The following is a 15,067-nucleotide window of genomic DNA, read 5'->3' on the forward strand; positions in this document are numbered from 1 at the left end:
ACACATAACGCCTTCAATAACCGCTTGTCCGCCATATATGCTTCGGGAGTCTTGCGGCAAGTGCTTGTCACCTTCCTTGATTGGAATATCGTCTTAGCTGTTGCGACGAATGTACCTTATCTTTGTATGTCTATTGTACTTGATCTATCAGTCAATTGCCAACGTCAGCGTACATAAAGGAAGGGATAGGCAAGTTGACGGTAAAGTATGGTTATCCATCGCTATTATTTCACATACTAAATCGGACAACTATGGAAATAAGAGTGGAGGCTTAGCGTAATGGCTAACAATAAACATCGAAACCAATATGATAAACAGGATCATGTAACAAACCCGTGGCTTTACGCAATCAAAATCGGTTTTTTTGCTGGTTTAATATGGGGCGTTGTACGCTGGATGTTCTTTGAGATGAATTTTACGAAGGTGCTTCCCGGATTTGTGGCAGATCCATTTTTTAAAGCTTCTTTTCTAAAAACGGGATGGGGAGAAGTTGTAAGTATTGGTGCGTTTATTATTTTTTCAATTGTGGCTGCCTTTCTATATAAAGTTATACTTGGGAAGCTGCGAGGACCTTGGCCGGGTATCATATACGGTTTGGTTTGGTGGGCGATTTTGTTTATTGCGGTGGGACCGCTGCTCGGCGTTATGCCAGGCATCACGAAAGCGGGCTGGAATACGCTTTACACAGAGCTGTGTGTCTTTCTTCTATGGGGCGTATTCATTGGTTATTCGATTGCTTTTGAGTTCACGGATGAAGCATCGAGGGAGCCTGCGAAAGCTCAGTAGCGAGTTCTACTTCTCAAGCGGCAGACATTTGTGGTAAAATGGCTAATGATCTTTGAACCTATGATGGATTCGGTTGCTTGGGAGGTGCATTCATGCACAAAATTGTTGTTTTAAACGGACCGAACTTAAATATGCTCGGCATTCGTGAGCCTAGCGTATACGGGACAGAAACACTTGCAGACATCGAATCGCTCTTGAAGGATAAAGCTGAGGCGCTTGGCGTCTCCGTTGAATTTTTCCAAACGAATCATGAGGGCGATATGATTGATCGAATACATAGTGCGTACGGTAAAGCAGACGGCATTGTCATCAATCCTGGTGCTTGGACCCATTACAGCTACGCGCTTCGCGATGCGCTTAGCACCGTTGATTTGCCGATTATCGAGGTGCATATGTCGAACATTCACAAGAGGGAAGCGTTTCGTCATACGTCCGTCGTTGCTGCGATTGCAGTCGGTCAAATTGCCGGCTTCGGGTCTGACAGCTATGAGCTTGGTCTAACTGCGCTCGTGCGTCACTTGAACAAACAGTAATAAGTTAAGAGAGGGTGAAGCGGTTATGGCAAACGATAGAGTAAAACGACTTCGGCAGCTGATGGAAGAACATCGCTTTGAAGCGATACTGATTGGAAGCGAGTATAACCGTCGCTACATAAGCGGATTCACTGGTTCGTCAGGCATGGTGTTGATTACGCTAAGCGAAAGCTATTTGCTGACGGATTTCCGCTACCGCACACAAGCGCCGCAGCAGGCGGTCAATTTTCAAATTGTTGAGCATGGTTCGAACCCGCTTGCGGATGTGCTTGAGCTGCTAAGGCAACATAAGCTGTCGAAGCTGGCTTTTGAACAAGACCATGTCGTATACAGTGAATTTACAGCTTGGTCGAAAACATTAGACGGTATCACGCTTGAGCCTGCCTCAGGATTAGTGGAACAGCTTCGCTACATTAAGGACGAGGCAGAACTTCAAATTATGCAGGAAGCTGCCGATCTTGCGGACAGCACCTTCAATCACATTTTGAAGCTCATTCGCCCAGGAGTTCGTGAAACGGATATCGCACTTGAAATGGAAGTTTATATGCGCAGCCATGGCGCGACTTCTTCTTCCTTCGATACGATCGTAGCCTCAGGCGAGCGCTCTGCGTTGCCGCATGGAGTAGCTAGCGATCGCATTATTGGGAATAATGAGTTTGTAAAGCTTGATTTCGGCGCTTATTACAACGGTTATTGCTCCGATTTGACACGCACAGTCGTGGTCGGCACTCCGACAGCTAAGCATCTCGAGATTTACAATATCGTGCTTGAAGCGCAGTTGCATGCACTTGAGCATATTAAGCCAGGCATGACCGGTCGTGAAGCGGATGCGTTAACTCGCGACATTATTACGAAATACGGTTATGGCGATCTATTTGGACATGGTACCGGACACGGTCTAGGCATGGAAATTCATGAGGCCCCTAGGTTGTCCAAATTCAGTGAAACGATTTTAACCCCCGGCATGACGGTTACGGTAGAACCCGGCATTTACGTACCAGGCTTCGGCGGCGTACGCATTGAGGATGACATCGTTATTACGGAAACCGGTATTAAAATATTAACCTCATCCCCGAAGGATTTAATCACTCTGGGTTAAGGACTATTCATTCAGGAGGGAATCAGCAATGATTTCAGTAAACGATTTTAAAACAGGCTTGACCGTGCAAGTAGACTCCGATATTTTTACAGTTCTAGACTTTCAGCACGTAAAACCTGGTAAAGGCGCTGCATTCGTGCGATCTAAGCTGAAAAACCTTCGCAACGGCAACGTTGTTGAGAAAACGTTCCGTGCAGGCGAGAGCATTGGCCGCGCGATCATCGAAAACCGTGAAGTGCAATATTTGTATAACTCCGGTTCGGAGTATACCTTCATGGATAACGAGACTTTTGACCAATTTAACTTGGACAAGAAACAGCTTGAGTGGGAGCTTAACTTCCTGAAAGAAAACATGAACGTTAACATTTCGAGCTATCAAGGTGAAATCCTTGGTATTCAAATGCAAAACAGCGTAGAGCTGAAAGTTATTGAAACAGAGCCGGGCGTGAAGGGCAACACAGCGCAAGGCGCAACAAAAACAGCTAAGGTTGAAACTGGCCTTAACGTTCAAGTTCCACTGTTCATTAACGAAGGCGATGTTTTGCTGATCGATACTCGTGAAGGCAAATACATCTCGCGCGCTTAGTAAGCAGCTTGACTAGTGTAAACGGCTAAAGCCATCCTTGGAGGCTTAGCTTTCGTTTCGCGGAGAAATATAAGCTGTTTATAAGTGTGCTAGCTTATAAATTCTTATATTTAAAACCGTCCGAAGGATTTCGGACGGTTTTTTTGTAAGAGAATATACCCATAGGTAAGCGCAATGTGATATAATATTGACTTGTATGTATATGTCAGGTTTAGGAGTGAATCGGCTTTGTCGTTAATCGTGATGAAGTTTGGCGGCAGCTCCGTTGGAACGCCGGAGCGGATGCAGCGTGTAGCAAAACGTATTATTGAGAGGCAGCAAGAAGGCAACGATATCGTTGTTGTTGTTTCTGCCATGGGAGATACGACAGACGATTTAATCGATCAGTCGAAACAGCTAAATCCAAATCCGCCGGCGCGGGAAATGGATATGCTTTTAACAGTTGGAGAGCAAATTTCGATAGCCTTGTTATCGATGACCGTACATCAGCTTGGTGCAAAGGCCGTTTCCTTCACGGGTTGGCAAGCAGGCATTCGTACAGAAGCGGTGCATGGTAAGGCGAAGATGACGAATATCCATCCAGAGCGCGTGTTCAAAGCGCTTGAAGAGGGTAATGTAGCTATTATTGCAGGTTTTCAGGGGATGACGGAAGAGGGAGAAATTACAACACTCGGCCGCGGCGGTTCTGACACGACTGCAGTTGCAATGGCAGCTGCGATGAACGCAGACGTTTGCGAGATTTATACCGATGTTGACGGAATTTACTCAACGGATCCTCGCGTAGTCAAAAATGCGCGCAAGCTAAATGAAATCTCTTATGACGAGATGCTAGAGCTAGCTAATTTAGGCGCTGCTGTATTGCATCCGCGTGCGGTGGAATACGCTAAGCATAACAATGTAAAGCTAGTTGTGCGTTCAAGCTTTACTCAAAACGAAGGTACAAGTGTGAAGGAGGAAGCGGTCATGGAGCAAGGCGTGGTCGTTCGCGGCATCGCGTTTGACAAAAATGTAGCAAGAATCAGCATTATGGGAGTTGAGGATGTTCCTGGCGTGCTTGCAAATGTGTTCGGCGCATTAGCAAACAACGGCATCGATGTGGACATTATCGTACAAAGCGGTGTTCAGGACGGCAAAGCCGATTTCTCCTTCACGCTTTCAGGCGATGATAAAGATAAAGCGATCTCCGTTATCGAGGGAATTCGCGGCACTGTTCCTTTCCGTGAAACGACATCGGAATCCGATCTTGTTAAAATATCGATCGTAGGTGCTGGCATGGTCAGCAATCCAGGCGTAGCAGCGAAAATGTTCGCAACCATATCTTCACTAGGTGTAAGCATTAAGATGGTAAGCACTTCTGAAATTAAATGTTCTTGCGTTATTAATGCAGAGCCGCTCAGCGAAGTTGTACGCGCGCTTCATACTGCGTATGGTCTTGATACAGCAGAGCAGGCATTTGTAGGCGGCCCTCAGGATCGCCGTTAATCTAATAGAAATAATAAAAGCGTGCTTCCTCGTTAGGGAGCACGCTTTTTCATGTTTTTATTAACTTGGAATTTCATCCATTCCTCGTTAATTGATCACCGTTCAGTCTAGGTACTTCTTGATAGATATCKATAGCGGAGCATGCCTCTATGTCTTTTTTCATTCCTAGCTTTATCAGTTTTTTTCCGGTCATTCCGTTCATGATCGTTTCTTTCACTTGAGTGGAGCGATTTCGGTACAAAGCGAGCATCGCACAGCCAAAGTCATCCATCTCTATAGCGAAGTGGCTTAAGCCTTGAAGTCTATCAAGTACAAGGCCGGCACACAAGCCATCCTCAATAGCAAATTCATCGTGACTCCCCGCGCACAAAATAACGACATCTCTCCGCAGCTCGATCGCTGCGCGAGCGCAAGCCTCCGCATTTAGAAGCGATGCAGTCAACACATGATCCGCCCTCATTGATTTATGGATTGCCCTTGTTCCGTTCGTAGTCGTCAAAATAATTCGCTTGCCAGCGACGGCCGACTCGGTGTATTCCTCTGGCGAATTGCCAATATCAAAACCCGCGATCTTCCGGCAAAAGCGTTCTCCTCCAAGCAAATCTCCCGGTCGCTGAAGTGCTCGCGCTTCCATTACCGTCTCAGCAGGAATGATGCATGAAGCTCCTGCAGCAATAGCGGTAACGATTGTGCTTGTAGCTCGCAAAACATCAATAATAATTGCCGTTTTATGATGAAATCTTGCCGAGCTCGCTTCGTTCACACTGGATATAACCTGCACTTGCATCGTTGTTTCTCCGCCTTTCTCAAACTCAATTCTTTATGATATGCGCCTAACAACGTGCCTGTGCCCGGCATGAAAGACAGACAAGCCAGCATATGATTAAGGAATAGTCGTTTCATTGAAGGGAGGTTATCCATTCATGCTAAATAAAATTGTATTAACGATGGCTTCACTGCGGCTGACGTCTGGAACAATTGAGATTTGCGCTGCACTGCTCATGCTTCGTTTAAACCAAATTGACAAGGCGCTAGTAGTAAACTCATCACTTGCTTTAGTAGGCCCGCTTATTCTAATAGCTACAACAACGGTGGGGCTCGTCGGGATGTCTGATAAGCTGTCGCCAGGCAAGTTTCTTTGGGTAGGAGCGGGCGTCATTTGCTTGATGATCGGTATTTTGAAAAAATAATAGATTCAACTCTAGCATTTATGGAATGGGGCAGACATATTTTCGCAATACAAGCATACAAATAGGAACTACGAAGGACAAACATCCGGGAGTGATAATCATATGCTGGCACGCGTATCACATTTATTGCCTTTGGAGCTGAAGACGCTGCTGGAGCGCCTTCCTGAACAAATGCAGGAGCAGCTGGAGGAAATTCGGATTCGAGAGGGACGACCGCTAGAAATAGGGTTCCGCGGACAGTCTCGATTTATGATGATTGACGGGACGCTGCGTCAGGCTGCCGACGGAGCATACAAGCCTTCGGCAGACACATGTCGCAAGCTGCTCGAACGCATTACCAACTATTCCTTGTATGCGATGGAGGAGGAACTGAGAAGGGGATTTATAACGGTTTCAGGCGGACATCGCATTGGACTAGCGGGCAGGACGATACTCGACAGCGGCGTTGTGAGGGGTATTCGCGATATTGGCGCATTCAATATTCGAGTTGCTAGAGAAGTGATCGGAGCGAGTGCGCTTCTCCTGCCCAAACTAATCGATCGGACGAGAAAAACGCTGCATTCCACTCTCATTCTAGCTCCGCCGCAGCAAGGTAAAACAACACTCGTACGAGACATTGCGAGATCAGTCAGCTATGGGTTATGGCCAAGCCTAGAAGCAAGCGGATGGCAGGGCCGAAAGGTAGGGATTGTAGATGAGCGTTCAGAGATTGCAGCCTGTGTTCGCGGTATTCCAACATTTGATGTTGGACCTAGAACCGATGTTATGGACGCTTGTCCGAAGGCAGAAGGCATGATGATGCTGCTTCGCTCAATGTCGCCAGAGGTCATGATTATTGATGAGATTGGACGGCCTGAGGATGCGGAAGCCATCCGAGAAGCAAGCCACGCGGGAATTAGTGTAGTCGCAACCGCGCACGCCTACGATTTGCAGGATGCTAGAGGCAGGCCGGTGCTGCTGAAGCTGCTGGAAGAAGGAGCGTTCACCTACGTGGTGGAGCTGAAGCGCACAGATCAAGGTATCATGCACCGCGTCGTTCCTGCTGAGGCAGTCGCTGAACGAGCTCTTGCACGCGAGCCAAAGCCGCCTAATCGGCAGCTTGCGGATACTGCACCTTCATTTTCTGGTCGATTCCGAGCTGGTGACCCGTGATAAAGCTGTTAGGTGCGGTTTTGGTCCTGTTTGCAGGCACGATGATAGGCTTCCAGCAAGCAGCGAAATTCGCCGAACGTCCAAGGCAGCTAAGACAGCTGGCACATGCACTGCAAAGGCTGGAGACAGAAATCGGTTATGGTCATACTCCATTGCCAGAAGCACTGGAGAGGACAGCTTCTGCAACTCCGGAGCCGTTAGCAACCATTTTTCGCAAGGCAGCAAACGGGGTTTGGGAAACCGAAAGCTTTACCTTCAGCGATAGCTGGGAGCAAGCGATAAAGTCGCAATGGGATGCAACATCGATGCGAAAAAACGAACAAGCCGTACTTATACGTTTAGGAACGACGCTTGGTATAAGCGATAAGGAAGATCAAATGAAGCATATACATCTTGCGTTATTGCAGCTGAAGGCTGAGGAGGACGCTGCGAGAGACGATCAGGGGCGTTACGAGAAAATGTGGAAAAGTCTCGGAATTTTGATCGCCGTTCTGGTCGTCATTTTGATGGTGTAGTGGGGTGCCGCATTGATGAATATGGATGTGAGCGCCATTTTCCAAATTGCTGGAATCGGAATTGTTATCGCAATGATACATTCGGTGCTGAAGCAAATGGGAAAAGAAGATATGGCGCACTGGGTAACGCTAATCGGATTTGTTGTCGTTTTGTTTATGGTTGTTCGAATGCTTAATGAATTATTCCAAGAAATTAAATCGATTTTTTTGTTCCAGTAGACTTCATCATTTAGAAGTGATTGCAAGCAGGTGAGCCAAATGGAAATGATTCAAATCGTTGGTCTTGGTCTGATGGCTTCGGTACTCATTATTGTCGTTCGAGAGCAAAAACCGATGTTCTCCTTTTTGCTCGCCGCGTTTACGGGATTGTTTATATTCCTGTATTTGATCGGCAAAATCGAAATTGTCATTTCCGTGCTTGAGGATCTGGCTAATCGATCAGGTATCCCTTCCATTTACTTGAAGACGATCTTGAAAATAATCGGAATCGCATATATTGCTGAGTTTGGAGCACAGATCGTCAGAGATGCAGGGCAAGAAGGAATTGCCTCAAAAATTGAATTTGCCGGCAAAGTGTTTATTCTTGTTATGGCAGTCCCTATTATCAGCGTCATTGTCGAGACAGTAATCGGGCTGCTTCCGGATGGGGGTTGAAGCGAATGATGAAGCTGACTCCTGCACGTGAACGGGCCAAGCTGTTGCTGTTCATCTTTGTATCCATGATCATTTTATCAATCGCTCCGACAGTTACCTATGCCATTAGCGGCGAGAGCGCAGCGCCGGTTTTGGATAATCAAGCTAACGCGGATGAGCTTGCAAAAGAGCTGACAACCCAGCAAATTGGCGGATTGGAAACGGGTGCTGTTGAGTCTTACTGGAACAATCTCCGAAGCGAGTATGGCGGTTTTTTCCCAGAGCAGCATATTCCAAGTTTCATGGAGATGATTCTTCCAGGAGGTGATGGCCTAAAGCTAACGGATATGCTGAGCGGCCTGCTGAAGTATTTGTGGCATGAGGTGCTCTATAATGGCAAGCTCCTTGTGACAATAGTAATGCTGACGGTGTTCAGTATGGTGCTCGAAACGCTGCAAAATGCTTTTGAACGAAACGCGGTCAGCAAGGTAGCCTACTCGATTACGTACATGGTGCTTATCATTATCGCGGTAAACAGTTTCCATGTCGCAATGGGTTATGCAAAAGGAGCAATTGAAAGCATGATTCAATTTATGCTTGCGATGGTCCCGCTGCTGCTAACGCTGCTTGCTTCAATGGGCAACGTAGTCACTGTATCGGTTTTACATCCATTGATTATTTTCATGATTCATGCCGTAGGAACACTCATTTACACGCTAGTGTTTCCATTATTGTTCTTTTCGGCCGTGCTTCATATAGCAAGTGCTTTATCAGAAAAATTCAAGGTTACCCAACTTGCTAATCTGCTGCGAAACATTGGGGTAGGCGTTATGGGAGTGCTGCTGACGGTTTTTCTAGGAGTCATCTCCGTACAAGGGGCGACAGGAGCTGTTACAGATGGCGTTACACTGCGAACGGCTAAGTTCGTAACAGGGAATTTCGTCCCTGTTGTAGGGAGAATGTTTTCCGATGCGGCGGATACAGTCATCTCTGCTTCCATGCTTGCGAAAAATGCAATTGGCTTAGCAGGTGTCATTATTCTGCTCTTCATCAGCGCATTTCCTGCAATCAAAATTTTGACGCTAGCGCTCATTTATAACATTGCTGCTGCTGTCATGCAGCCGCTGGGAGAATCACCGATCGTCACCTGCCTAGAGACGATCGGCAAGACGATGATTTACGTATTTGCGGCTTTGGCTGCTGTCAGTCTTATGTTTTTTCTTGCGGTTACGATCATTTTGACTGCAGGCAATGCGGCGATGATGGTCAGGTAAGGAAGGGGACGAGAGGTGTGATTGCTTGGTTAAGCGACTGGCTGAGAGATATTATTGCAGTCATTCTTCTGGCAGTGTTCGTCGAGCTTCTGCTCCCGAACAAAGCAATGCAGCGCTACGCTCGGCTAGTAGTCGGCTTGTTCATCCTTCTGACGATACTCTCACCCATATTGAAACTTATACAAAGCGACATTGGAGCCAAGCTGGATGAAGGAATGGACAATTGGAGCAAATCTGCCATGAAGGTTGAATCGCAAATGAGCGGATTAAACCAAATTAAACGAGATGCTCAGGCGATGAGCGATAAGCGCAGCCTGGAGGCTGCAAAATTAACGGAACGAACATTGGAAGCTTCCATTCGAAATGAGCTCGTCGAGCGGACAAAAGCACCTATAGCAGAGGTTGATGCCGTATTGAAATGGACTACCGTTTCCGGCAAAGCAACACCCTATATTAGTGAAGTAACCGTGACACTCAAAGCAGCAGATAACAAAAAAAGCTCGTTTAAAGAAGAGGCTTCCGTGGAAGCAGTACAGCCCGTTGTTGTAGATGTTGAAATAGCGCCTATTGAAGGTGGAAGCACAGTTCCAAGCGGTGTAGATGATCAAGCTGCTCTGGAAGCATCTACGGAAACGGAAAAGACGGAAGGGAATTGGTCAAGAGCTGATCCAGCGACTTCAGCTGCAATAAGCAGCTTGATTTCGAAGGGGTGGGGGCTTGCTGAGGATCAAATCATCGTAAGACAACCAGCGGATCAACAAAAGGCGAAGTGAGAGGTTCAAAGATGGAGAGGGGGTAAGGCGCGGTGGCCAAATGGCTTGATGGCATAGAATCAGCGGTTGGCGGCGGTCCTGGCGGTCCAAAGCGAGTGCGGACACTGCGAATTTTACTAATCATTGGGGGGATTGGAGCAGCACTAATGATTCTAAATTCATTTTTACCCTATAAAGGAGTTGAGCCCTCTGTGCAAGAACCTAATCCGCCGCCTCAATCGGAGGCAGCTTGGGGCAATTCGGTTACCTCAGGAAGTTCAGTGTTCGCCACTCTCGAAAATTCCTTAGAAGTAAGGCTGAAGGAAATATTAGAGAAAATTGTAGGTGTTGGAACGGTTGATGTACTTGTAACTCTCGATTCTACCGAAGAAAGCATCCTAGAACGAAATACACAAGAATCGCAGCAAATTACGGATGAGAATGATCCGAACGGCGGCAAGCGGCACATTACATCAATCACAAAAGACGGACAGGTCGTACTGTACGAAGTGTCTGGAGACCAAAAGCCAATTATTACCAAAACGATTAACCCGCGCATACGCGGTATTCTCATAGTTGCCAAAGGTGCTGAAAACGTAACAGTCAGACGTCTCATTACCAATGCGGTGGAGAAGGGCATCAACGTACCGGTTAATCGAATTTCTGTTGTACCAAGCAAACAATAAAACCAAATTGAAATGATGGGGAGGGTGTTCTAATGAACACGAAAAGACAAACGGTATGGCTTGTATCAATGCTCAGTTTAATGGTGGTATTATCAGCGTATTATTTATTCACGCAAGATGTGGAAACGCCTGATGTGTTGACGGATGGCTCGCAAACAGAGCAAGCGGCGCAAAATGCGACAGAAGCTGCAACAAGCGGCAATGGTATCGTTGTAAACGAGGTGGAGAAGCCAGTTGATGGAGCGGTTTTGAGCGAAGCTGATAAAGAAACTTTGAAACAGATTGATGCGCAAGGATTAGCAGCAGGCGGCCTATTTAGTGAATTGTTAGCCAAACGGGAAATGAAATACAACGAAATTGATAATCGGGTGATGGCAGCAGTTAATGATACACTAAAAAAACCGGAGGAAGCATCTGCTGCAATAGCTGAGCTTGACATGCTGGAGGAGAAGCACACGAAGCTCACAGGCATTGAAGCAGAGCTGCTGAAGCAATACGAAAATGTAGTTATCGACGAGCAAAGCGATAAATACAATGTAGTGGTTTCAAGCGATAAGCTTGAGAAAAAGCAAGCAGCAGACATTATTAAGCTGGTCATGAGCACGCTTGATGTCGATGCTGATCAAGTATCCGTACAATATGTATCGGTTAAGCAGCCTCAATAGCTCTACCATCAAGAAAAGGCCTTGTCCCTTCGGCATATTAGCTGGAGGGGGCAAGACCTTTTTTTTGGCTGTCATGCTCGAATAAACAAAAAATGATTCGTGTTCAGGCTTGTTTATGATATAATGTTAAACGTTATGTGAAAGAATTGGTTATAATGGCATGGACACCATTTAGGTGTACAAGCTATGGAAGCAATCTTGCTATCGCAAATTTAAGGAGTGAAAATATTCATGTTCAAATTGAGCGAGATCAAAGAGTTGATCAAATTGGTTGATCAAACTTCCGTTCATGAGCTGGAAATTGAAAACGAAGGGACTCGCCTGCTCATCCGCAAGCCTGGCAAAACAGAAGTGGTGAATGTGCAAGCGGCCCCAATTACGCATACATACGCGCCTGCACCATTACAAGCTCAGCCAGCCGCTCCAGCAGCGCAGACTCAAGCCGTACAAGAAACGGCGCCAGCTCGTCCTTCAACGGATCATTTGCACCAAATCGTATCTCCAATGGTAGGAACGTTCTATAGTTCTCCTACTCCGGAAGCGGGAGCTTTCGTAAAAGTAGGCGATCGCGTAAATGATAAGAGCGTCGTATGTATATTGGAAGCTATGAAGCTGATGAATGAACTTGAAGCAGAAGTTAAAGGCGAAATCGTAGAAATTTTGGTTTCTAATGGTCAGCTCGTTGAGTACGGCCAGCCACTATTCCTTGTAAAGCCTGAATAATGTAGTGAGTTGACGTCCGAACAGGGAAACTGTCGTTTGAAAGGGGTTCCTACGTGAAATTTCACAAAATATTAATTGCAAACCGCGGTGAGATTGCTGTACGTATCATTCGCGCTTGCCGCGAATTAGGTATTAGCACTGTTGCCGTTTATTCCGAAGCGGATCGTGATTCGCTTCATGTACGGTTAGCCGATGAAGCCTATTGTATCGGGCCCACGGCATCTAAAGACAGCTATTTAAACTTAACGAATATTATGAGCGTAGCTACAATAACCGAGTGTGATGCTATCCATCCAGGTTATGGTTTTCTAGCTGAAAACGCTGACTTTGCTGAAATATGCGAATCATGCAATATCACCTTCATCGGGCCATCGCCGGAAGCCATTAATAAAATGGGCGACAAAGCGGTTGCTAAACTGACGATGAGAACGGCTGATGTGCCAATCATTCCGGGTTCTGACGGTCTTGTTGAGAATATGGATGAAGCTATCCGTGTCGCTCGCGATATCGGCTACCCCGTTATTATTAAAGCAACAGCGGGCGGCGGAGGCAAAGGCATCCGAATAGCGGATGACGAGACAACGCTAGTAGCGCAAATTACGACTGCACAACAGGAAGCTCAAAAGGCTTTCGGAAATGCGGGCGTTTATCTGGAAAAATATTTGACGGGCATGAAGCACGTTGAAATTCAAATTATGGCTGACAAGCATGGCAATGCTGTTCATTTGTTCGAACGTGATTGCTCTGTGCAGCGCAGACGCCAGAAGCTCGTCGAAGAGGCGCCTTGTTCTGTTCTTACTCCTGAACTACGGGATAAGATGGGACAAGCAGCTGTTCGCGCAGCTTTAGCTGTAAATTACTCAGGCGCAGGAACATTAGAGTTTCTACTTGGCCCTGATGAGAAGTTCTACTTTATGGAAATGAATACGCGTATCCAAGTTGAGCATCCCGTAACGGAGATGATCACTAACGTGGATTTAATTAAAGAAATGATTTCTGTAGCAGAGGGCAATCCACTTTCGTTCTCACAAAGTGATTTGAAAATTACTGGCTGGTCCATCGAGTGCCGGATTAACGCAGAGGATTCCGAAAGGAATTTTATGCCTTCTCCTGGACTGATTCCCTTTTACTTGCCGCCCGGCGGCGCGGGTGTACGTGTGGATAGTGCAGTTTACCCTGGCTATACGATTTCACCGCATTACGATTCGATGATTGCTAAGCTTATCGTTTGGGGCTCAACCCGCGAAGAAGCCATTGCAAGAATGAAACGGGCATTGTCTGAATTCGCTATTGACGGCATTCGGACAACCATTCCTTTCCATTTGAAGCTGCTGAATCACCCGAAATTCGTAAGCGGAAACTTCGACATTAAGTTTCTTGAGGAGCACGATATTAACGCTCCTGAATGAAGATACGACAAAGATGTGAACAAGTAGTATCGTTTGTCATATTTCTTACCGAATGTTATAGTATATTAACAAGATGCGGTTTATTGCTTGGCCTTGACGCCGAGTACGCGCAACTTTAAGGAGGTGTACAGCCATCATGAGTACGATAGCTGCGGAGTATGAGAAAACGGACATTGGCACGATTCAAATTGCACCTGAAGTCATCGAAGTTATCGCTGGATTAGCTACGATTGAAGTGGATGGAGTCGCTGGAATGAGCGGCGGATTTGCAGGAGGCATCGTAGAGCTTCTTGGACGCAAAAATTTATCCAAAGGTGTTAAAGTTGAAGTGGGTCAGCGCGAAGCTGCGGTAGATGTATCCATTATCGTTGAGTACGGCAACCGTATTCCGGAGATCGCTTCGGAAATTCAACGTAATGTGAAACGTTCTATCGAGATGATGACGGGACTCCACGTTGTTGAAGTGAACGTACATATTCACGATGTACATTTCAAGACGCCTGATAAACCAGAAGAAGAAGAAGTGCTGCACCGAGTTAAATAAATAAAGATGTTTTAATTAAATCCCGTACAACCCCCTCGTGAATGGGCATGCCGCTCGGCGCAAGGGGGTTTTCATTCGGCTTGGCAGGAGGAGGCGCCACGCATGATTAAGGTCGTGGACAAGCTGCTTTTGTTTTTGTATAGCATCGTGATTGGATGTTTATCCGTTTTTCTGCTATCCATAGGATTTGGCTGGATATCGCGAGATTTATTAAACGATTTAATAGGCGATTTATATCGTATCGACTCCATTCAAATTACGCTCGCAGTTGTCGGAGTCATCCTATTCATTCTTAGCCTAAGGTTTTTTGTCGTATCTCTTTATCGCGGATCAGCTACAGCTCCGTCAATTGATCAAAGAACTGATTTCGGAGATATTCGCATCTCACTTGAAACCATTGAAAATTTGACATTGAAAGCAGCATCGCGCCAGCGCGGCGTTAAGGACTTGCGTGCTCGCATTCGGGCAACGGATGCTGGACTTGATATCGTAATACGCGCTGTAGTAGATGGAGAAAGTTCCATACCGGTGCTTACGGAAGAGATTCAACGTACGGTGAAAGAGCATGTAGAGGATATTGCCGGTATACCCGTAACGAACGTTGCGGTATATGTTGCGAACATCATTCAAACGGGGACATTTAAGAGTCGCGTGGAATAGAGGTGAGTTTGCTCATGTGGAGGGAATTCTGGAACATCTATCAGAAGCGTATGATTGGCGCAGCGATAGGGCTGTTTTTCGGATTGCTATATTTGTTTGTCGGTTTTTGGGACATGCTTTTTGTAGGGCTGCTCGTCTCAATCGGTTATTGGATCGGCTTACAAAAGGAAACAAGCGACGGACCTATTTTTCCATGGCAGCGGCTTTGGTATTCGTTGTTGGAAAGATTTCGACCGTTTAAATGATCCTGTGGTCTCCTCCGTACTCCGGATTTCGGAAAGCCGCTTATTCGGGGCAGGGAGGAGATCATAGGTTTTTTTTGAAATATTGGCTTGAACAATTGAGTTTACAAGAATAAAACCATTTTATCGGCATGAA

At 46.3% G+C, this 15,067-nt stretch carries 20 protein-coding genes; 19 read left to right on the forward strand and 1 reads right to left on the reverse strand.

The window, feature by feature from the left end; translation table 11 throughout:
• Positions 1 to 279 precede the first annotated feature (279 nt).
• From AB4Z17_RS17770 to AB4Z17_RS17790, 5 genes are all read left to right on the forward strand, one after another.
• The gene (locus tag AB4Z17_RS17770) at positions 280 to 786 is read left to right on the forward strand and encodes a YqhR family membrane protein (RefSeq protein WP_441961160.1); all 507 of its coding nucleotides are present in this window, start codon (positions 280 to 282) and stop codon (positions 784 to 786) included.
• A gap of 92 nt (positions 787 to 878) precedes the next feature.
• Positions 879 to 1,319 (forward strand): type II 3-dehydroquinate dehydratase, encoded by a 441-nt coding sequence (gene aroQ, locus AB4Z17_RS17775; protein ID WP_076266940.1) that lies wholly within the window; start codon positions 879 to 881, stop codon positions 1,317 to 1,319.
• A 25-nt stretch (positions 1,320 to 1,344) separates the two neighbouring features.
• Complete coding sequence (locus tag AB4Z17_RS17780; RefSeq protein WP_076266941.1) at positions 1,345 to 2,418, forward strand: M24 family metallopeptidase; 1,074 nt, start codon at positions 1,345 to 1,347, stop codon at positions 2,416 to 2,418.
• Positions 2,419 to 2,446: 28 nt separating this feature from the next.
• Positions 2,447 to 3,004 carry an elongation factor P gene (gene efp / locus AB4Z17_RS17785; RefSeq protein ID WP_076266942.1) on the forward strand — a complete coding sequence of 186 codons (558 nt, stop codon included), beginning with the start codon at positions 2,447 to 2,449 and terminating at the stop codon, positions 3,002 to 3,004.
• Positions 3,005 to 3,232: 228 nt separating this feature from the next.
• Positions 3,233 to 4,486: an aspartate kinase gene (locus AB4Z17_RS17790; RefSeq protein WP_076266943.1), complete on the forward strand. Its 1,254-nt coding sequence runs from the start codon at positions 3,233 to 3,235 to the stop codon at positions 4,484 to 4,486.
• Positions 4,487 to 4,559: 73 nt separating this feature from the next.
• Here AB4Z17_RS17790 and AB4Z17_RS17795 read toward each other — a convergent pair whose 3' ends face one another.
• On the reverse strand, positions 4,560 to 5,273 hold the full coding sequence (locus AB4Z17_RS17795) for a 2-phosphosulfolactate phosphatase (protein WP_441961163.1): 714 nt from the start codon (positions 5,271 to 5,273) through the stop codon (positions 4,560 to 4,562).
• A 136-nt stretch (positions 5,274 to 5,409) separates the two neighbouring features.
• Here AB4Z17_RS17795 and AB4Z17_RS17800 point away from each other — a divergent pair, with 136 nt between their 5' ends.
• The 14 genes from AB4Z17_RS17800 to AB4Z17_RS17865 all read left to right on the forward strand — a co-directional run bounded on the left by AB4Z17_RS17800 (position 5,410) and on the right by AB4Z17_RS17865 (position 14,934).
• Positions 5,410 to 5,676: a YqhV family protein gene (locus AB4Z17_RS17800; RefSeq protein ID WP_076266945.1), complete on the forward strand. Its 267-nt coding sequence runs from the start codon at positions 5,410 to 5,412 to the stop codon at positions 5,674 to 5,676.
• Positions 5,677 to 5,778: 102 nt separating this feature from the next.
• A complete protein-coding gene (spoIIIAA, locus tag AB4Z17_RS17805; RefSeq protein ID WP_441961164.1) occupies positions 5,779 to 6,828 on the forward strand; it encodes a stage III sporulation protein AA in 1,050 nt (349 codons plus the stop codon).
• Positions 6,825 to 7,343 (forward strand): stage III sporulation protein SpoIIIAB, encoded by a 519-nt coding sequence (spoIIIAB, locus tag AB4Z17_RS17810; protein ID WP_076266947.1) that lies wholly within the window; start codon positions 6,825 to 6,827, stop codon positions 7,341 to 7,343. Before spoIIIAA ends, spoIIIAB begins: the two co-directional genes overlap by 4 nt.
• A 15-nt stretch (positions 7,344 to 7,358) precedes the next feature.
• Positions 7,359 to 7,562 (forward strand): stage III sporulation protein AC, encoded by a 204-nt coding sequence (spoIIIAC, locus tag AB4Z17_RS17815; RefSeq protein ID WP_054024280.1) that lies wholly within the window; start codon positions 7,359 to 7,361, stop codon positions 7,560 to 7,562.
• A 39-nt stretch (positions 7,563 to 7,601) separates the two neighbouring features.
• A complete protein-coding gene (spoIIIAD, locus tag AB4Z17_RS17820) occupies positions 7,602 to 7,997 on the forward strand; it encodes a stage III sporulation protein AD (RefSeq protein WP_054024281.1) in 396 nt (131 codons plus the stop codon).
• A gap of 8 nt (positions 7,998 to 8,005) precedes the next feature.
• The gene (spoIIIAE, locus tag AB4Z17_RS17825; protein WP_441910507.1) at positions 8,006 to 9,250 is read left to right on the forward strand and encodes a stage III sporulation protein AE; all 1,245 of its coding nucleotides are present in this window, start codon (positions 8,006 to 8,008) and stop codon (positions 9,248 to 9,250) included.
• 17 nt (positions 9,251 to 9,267) lie between these two features.
• Positions 9,268 to 10,023 (forward strand): stage III sporulation protein AF, encoded by a 756-nt coding sequence (gene spoIIIAF / locus AB4Z17_RS17830; RefSeq protein WP_441961166.1) that lies wholly within the window; start codon positions 9,268 to 9,270, stop codon positions 10,021 to 10,023.
• Positions 10,024 to 10,055: 32 nt separating this feature from the next.
• Positions 10,056 to 10,688: a stage III sporulation protein AG gene (spoIIIAG, locus tag AB4Z17_RS17835; protein WP_076266949.1), complete on the forward strand. Its 633-nt coding sequence runs from the start codon at positions 10,056 to 10,058 to the stop codon at positions 10,686 to 10,688.
• Positions 10,689 to 10,720: 32 nt separating this feature from the next.
• Positions 10,721 to 11,353 (forward strand): SpoIIIAH-like family protein, encoded by a 633-nt coding sequence (locus AB4Z17_RS17840; protein WP_441961168.1) that lies wholly within the window; start codon positions 10,721 to 10,723, stop codon positions 11,351 to 11,353.
• A 231-nt stretch (positions 11,354 to 11,584) separates the two neighbouring features.
• Positions 11,585 to 12,076 (forward strand): acetyl-CoA carboxylase biotin carboxyl carrier protein, encoded by a 492-nt coding sequence (gene accB, locus AB4Z17_RS17845; RefSeq protein WP_441886165.1) that lies wholly within the window; start codon positions 11,585 to 11,587, stop codon positions 12,074 to 12,076.
• Between the two features lie 53 nt (positions 12,077 to 12,129).
• Positions 12,130 to 13,485 (forward strand): acetyl-CoA carboxylase biotin carboxylase subunit, encoded by a 1,356-nt coding sequence (accC, locus tag AB4Z17_RS17850; protein WP_441910403.1) that lies wholly within the window; start codon positions 12,130 to 12,132, stop codon positions 13,483 to 13,485.
• A gap of 136 nt (positions 13,486 to 13,621) precedes the next feature.
• Positions 13,622 to 14,029, forward strand: coding sequence for an Asp23/Gls24 family envelope stress response protein (locus AB4Z17_RS17855; protein WP_076266953.1), 408 nt, complete (start codon positions 13,622 to 13,624; stop codon positions 14,027 to 14,029).
• A 102-nt stretch (positions 14,030 to 14,131) separates the two neighbouring features.
• Positions 14,132 to 14,689 carry an alkaline shock response membrane anchor protein AmaP gene (gene amaP, locus AB4Z17_RS17860; protein ID WP_076266954.1) on the forward strand — a complete coding sequence of 186 codons (558 nt, stop codon included), beginning with the start codon at positions 14,132 to 14,134 and terminating at the stop codon, positions 14,687 to 14,689.
• Positions 14,690 to 14,703: 14 nt separating this feature from the next.
• The gene (locus AB4Z17_RS17865) at positions 14,704 to 14,934 is read left to right on the forward strand and encodes a DUF2273 domain-containing protein (RefSeq protein ID WP_076266955.1); all 231 of its coding nucleotides are present in this window, start codon (positions 14,704 to 14,706) and stop codon (positions 14,932 to 14,934) included.
• The last annotated feature ends 133 nt before the right edge of the window (positions 14,935 to 15,067 follow it).

It is taken from the genome of Paenibacillus sp. TAF43_2 (genome assembly GCF_052113545.1).
Lineage (GTDB): Bacteria > Bacillota > Bacilli > Paenibacillales > Paenibacillaceae > Pristimantibacillus.

What these genes read in the sequence shown, in the direction of transcription:
- AB4Z17_RS17800 (WP_076266945.1), top strand. Translation starts at nt 5,410, where the DNA reads ATGCTAAATAAAATTGTATTAACGATGGCTTCACTGCGGCTGACGTCT.
- AB4Z17_RS17865 (WP_076266955.1), top strand. Translation starts at nt 14,704, where the DNA reads ATGTGGAGGGAATTCTGGAACATCTATCAGAAGCGTATGATTGGCGCA.
- spoIIIAD (WP_054024281.1), top strand. Translation starts at nt 7,602, where the DNA reads ATGGAAATGATTCAAATCGTTGGTCTTGGTCTGATGGCTTCGGTACTC.
- spoIIIAE (WP_441910507.1), top strand. Translation starts at nt 8,006, where the DNA reads ATGAAGCTGACTCCTGCACGTGAACGGGCCAAGCTGTTGCTGTTCATC.
- AB4Z17_RS17780 (WP_076266941.1), top strand. Translation starts at nt 1,345, where the DNA reads ATGGCAAACGATAGAGTAAAACGACTTCGGCAGCTGATGGAAGAACAT.
- spoIIIAA (WP_441961164.1), top strand. Translation starts at nt 5,779, where the DNA reads ATGCTGGCACGCGTATCACATTTATTGCCTTTGGAGCTGAAGACGCTG.
- AB4Z17_RS17770 (WP_441961160.1), top strand. Translation starts at nt 280, where the DNA reads ATGGCTAACAATAAACATCGAAACCAATATGATAAACAGGATCATGTA.
- spoIIIAC (WP_054024280.1), top strand. Translation starts at nt 7,359, where the DNA reads ATGAATATGGATGTGAGCGCCATTTTCCAAATTGCTGGAATCGGAATT.
- amaP (WP_076266954.1), top strand. Translation starts at nt 14,132, where the DNA reads ATGATTAAGGTCGTGGACAAGCTGCTTTTGTTTTTGTATAGCATCGTG.
- AB4Z17_RS17840 (WP_441961168.1), top strand. Translation starts at nt 10,721, where the DNA reads ATGAACACGAAAAGACAAACGGTATGGCTTGTATCAATGCTCAGTTTA.
- aroQ (WP_076266940.1), top strand. Translation starts at nt 879, where the DNA reads ATGCACAAAATTGTTGTTTTAAACGGACCGAACTTAAATATGCTCGGC.
- accB (WP_441886165.1), top strand. Translation starts at nt 11,585, where the DNA reads ATGTTCAAATTGAGCGAGATCAAAGAGTTGATCAAATTGGTTGATCAA.
- efp (WP_076266942.1), top strand. Translation starts at nt 2,447, where the DNA reads ATGATTTCAGTAAACGATTTTAAAACAGGCTTGACCGTGCAAGTAGAC.
- AB4Z17_RS17855 (WP_076266953.1), top strand. Translation starts at nt 13,622, where the DNA reads ATGAGTACGATAGCTGCGGAGTATGAGAAAACGGACATTGGCACGATT.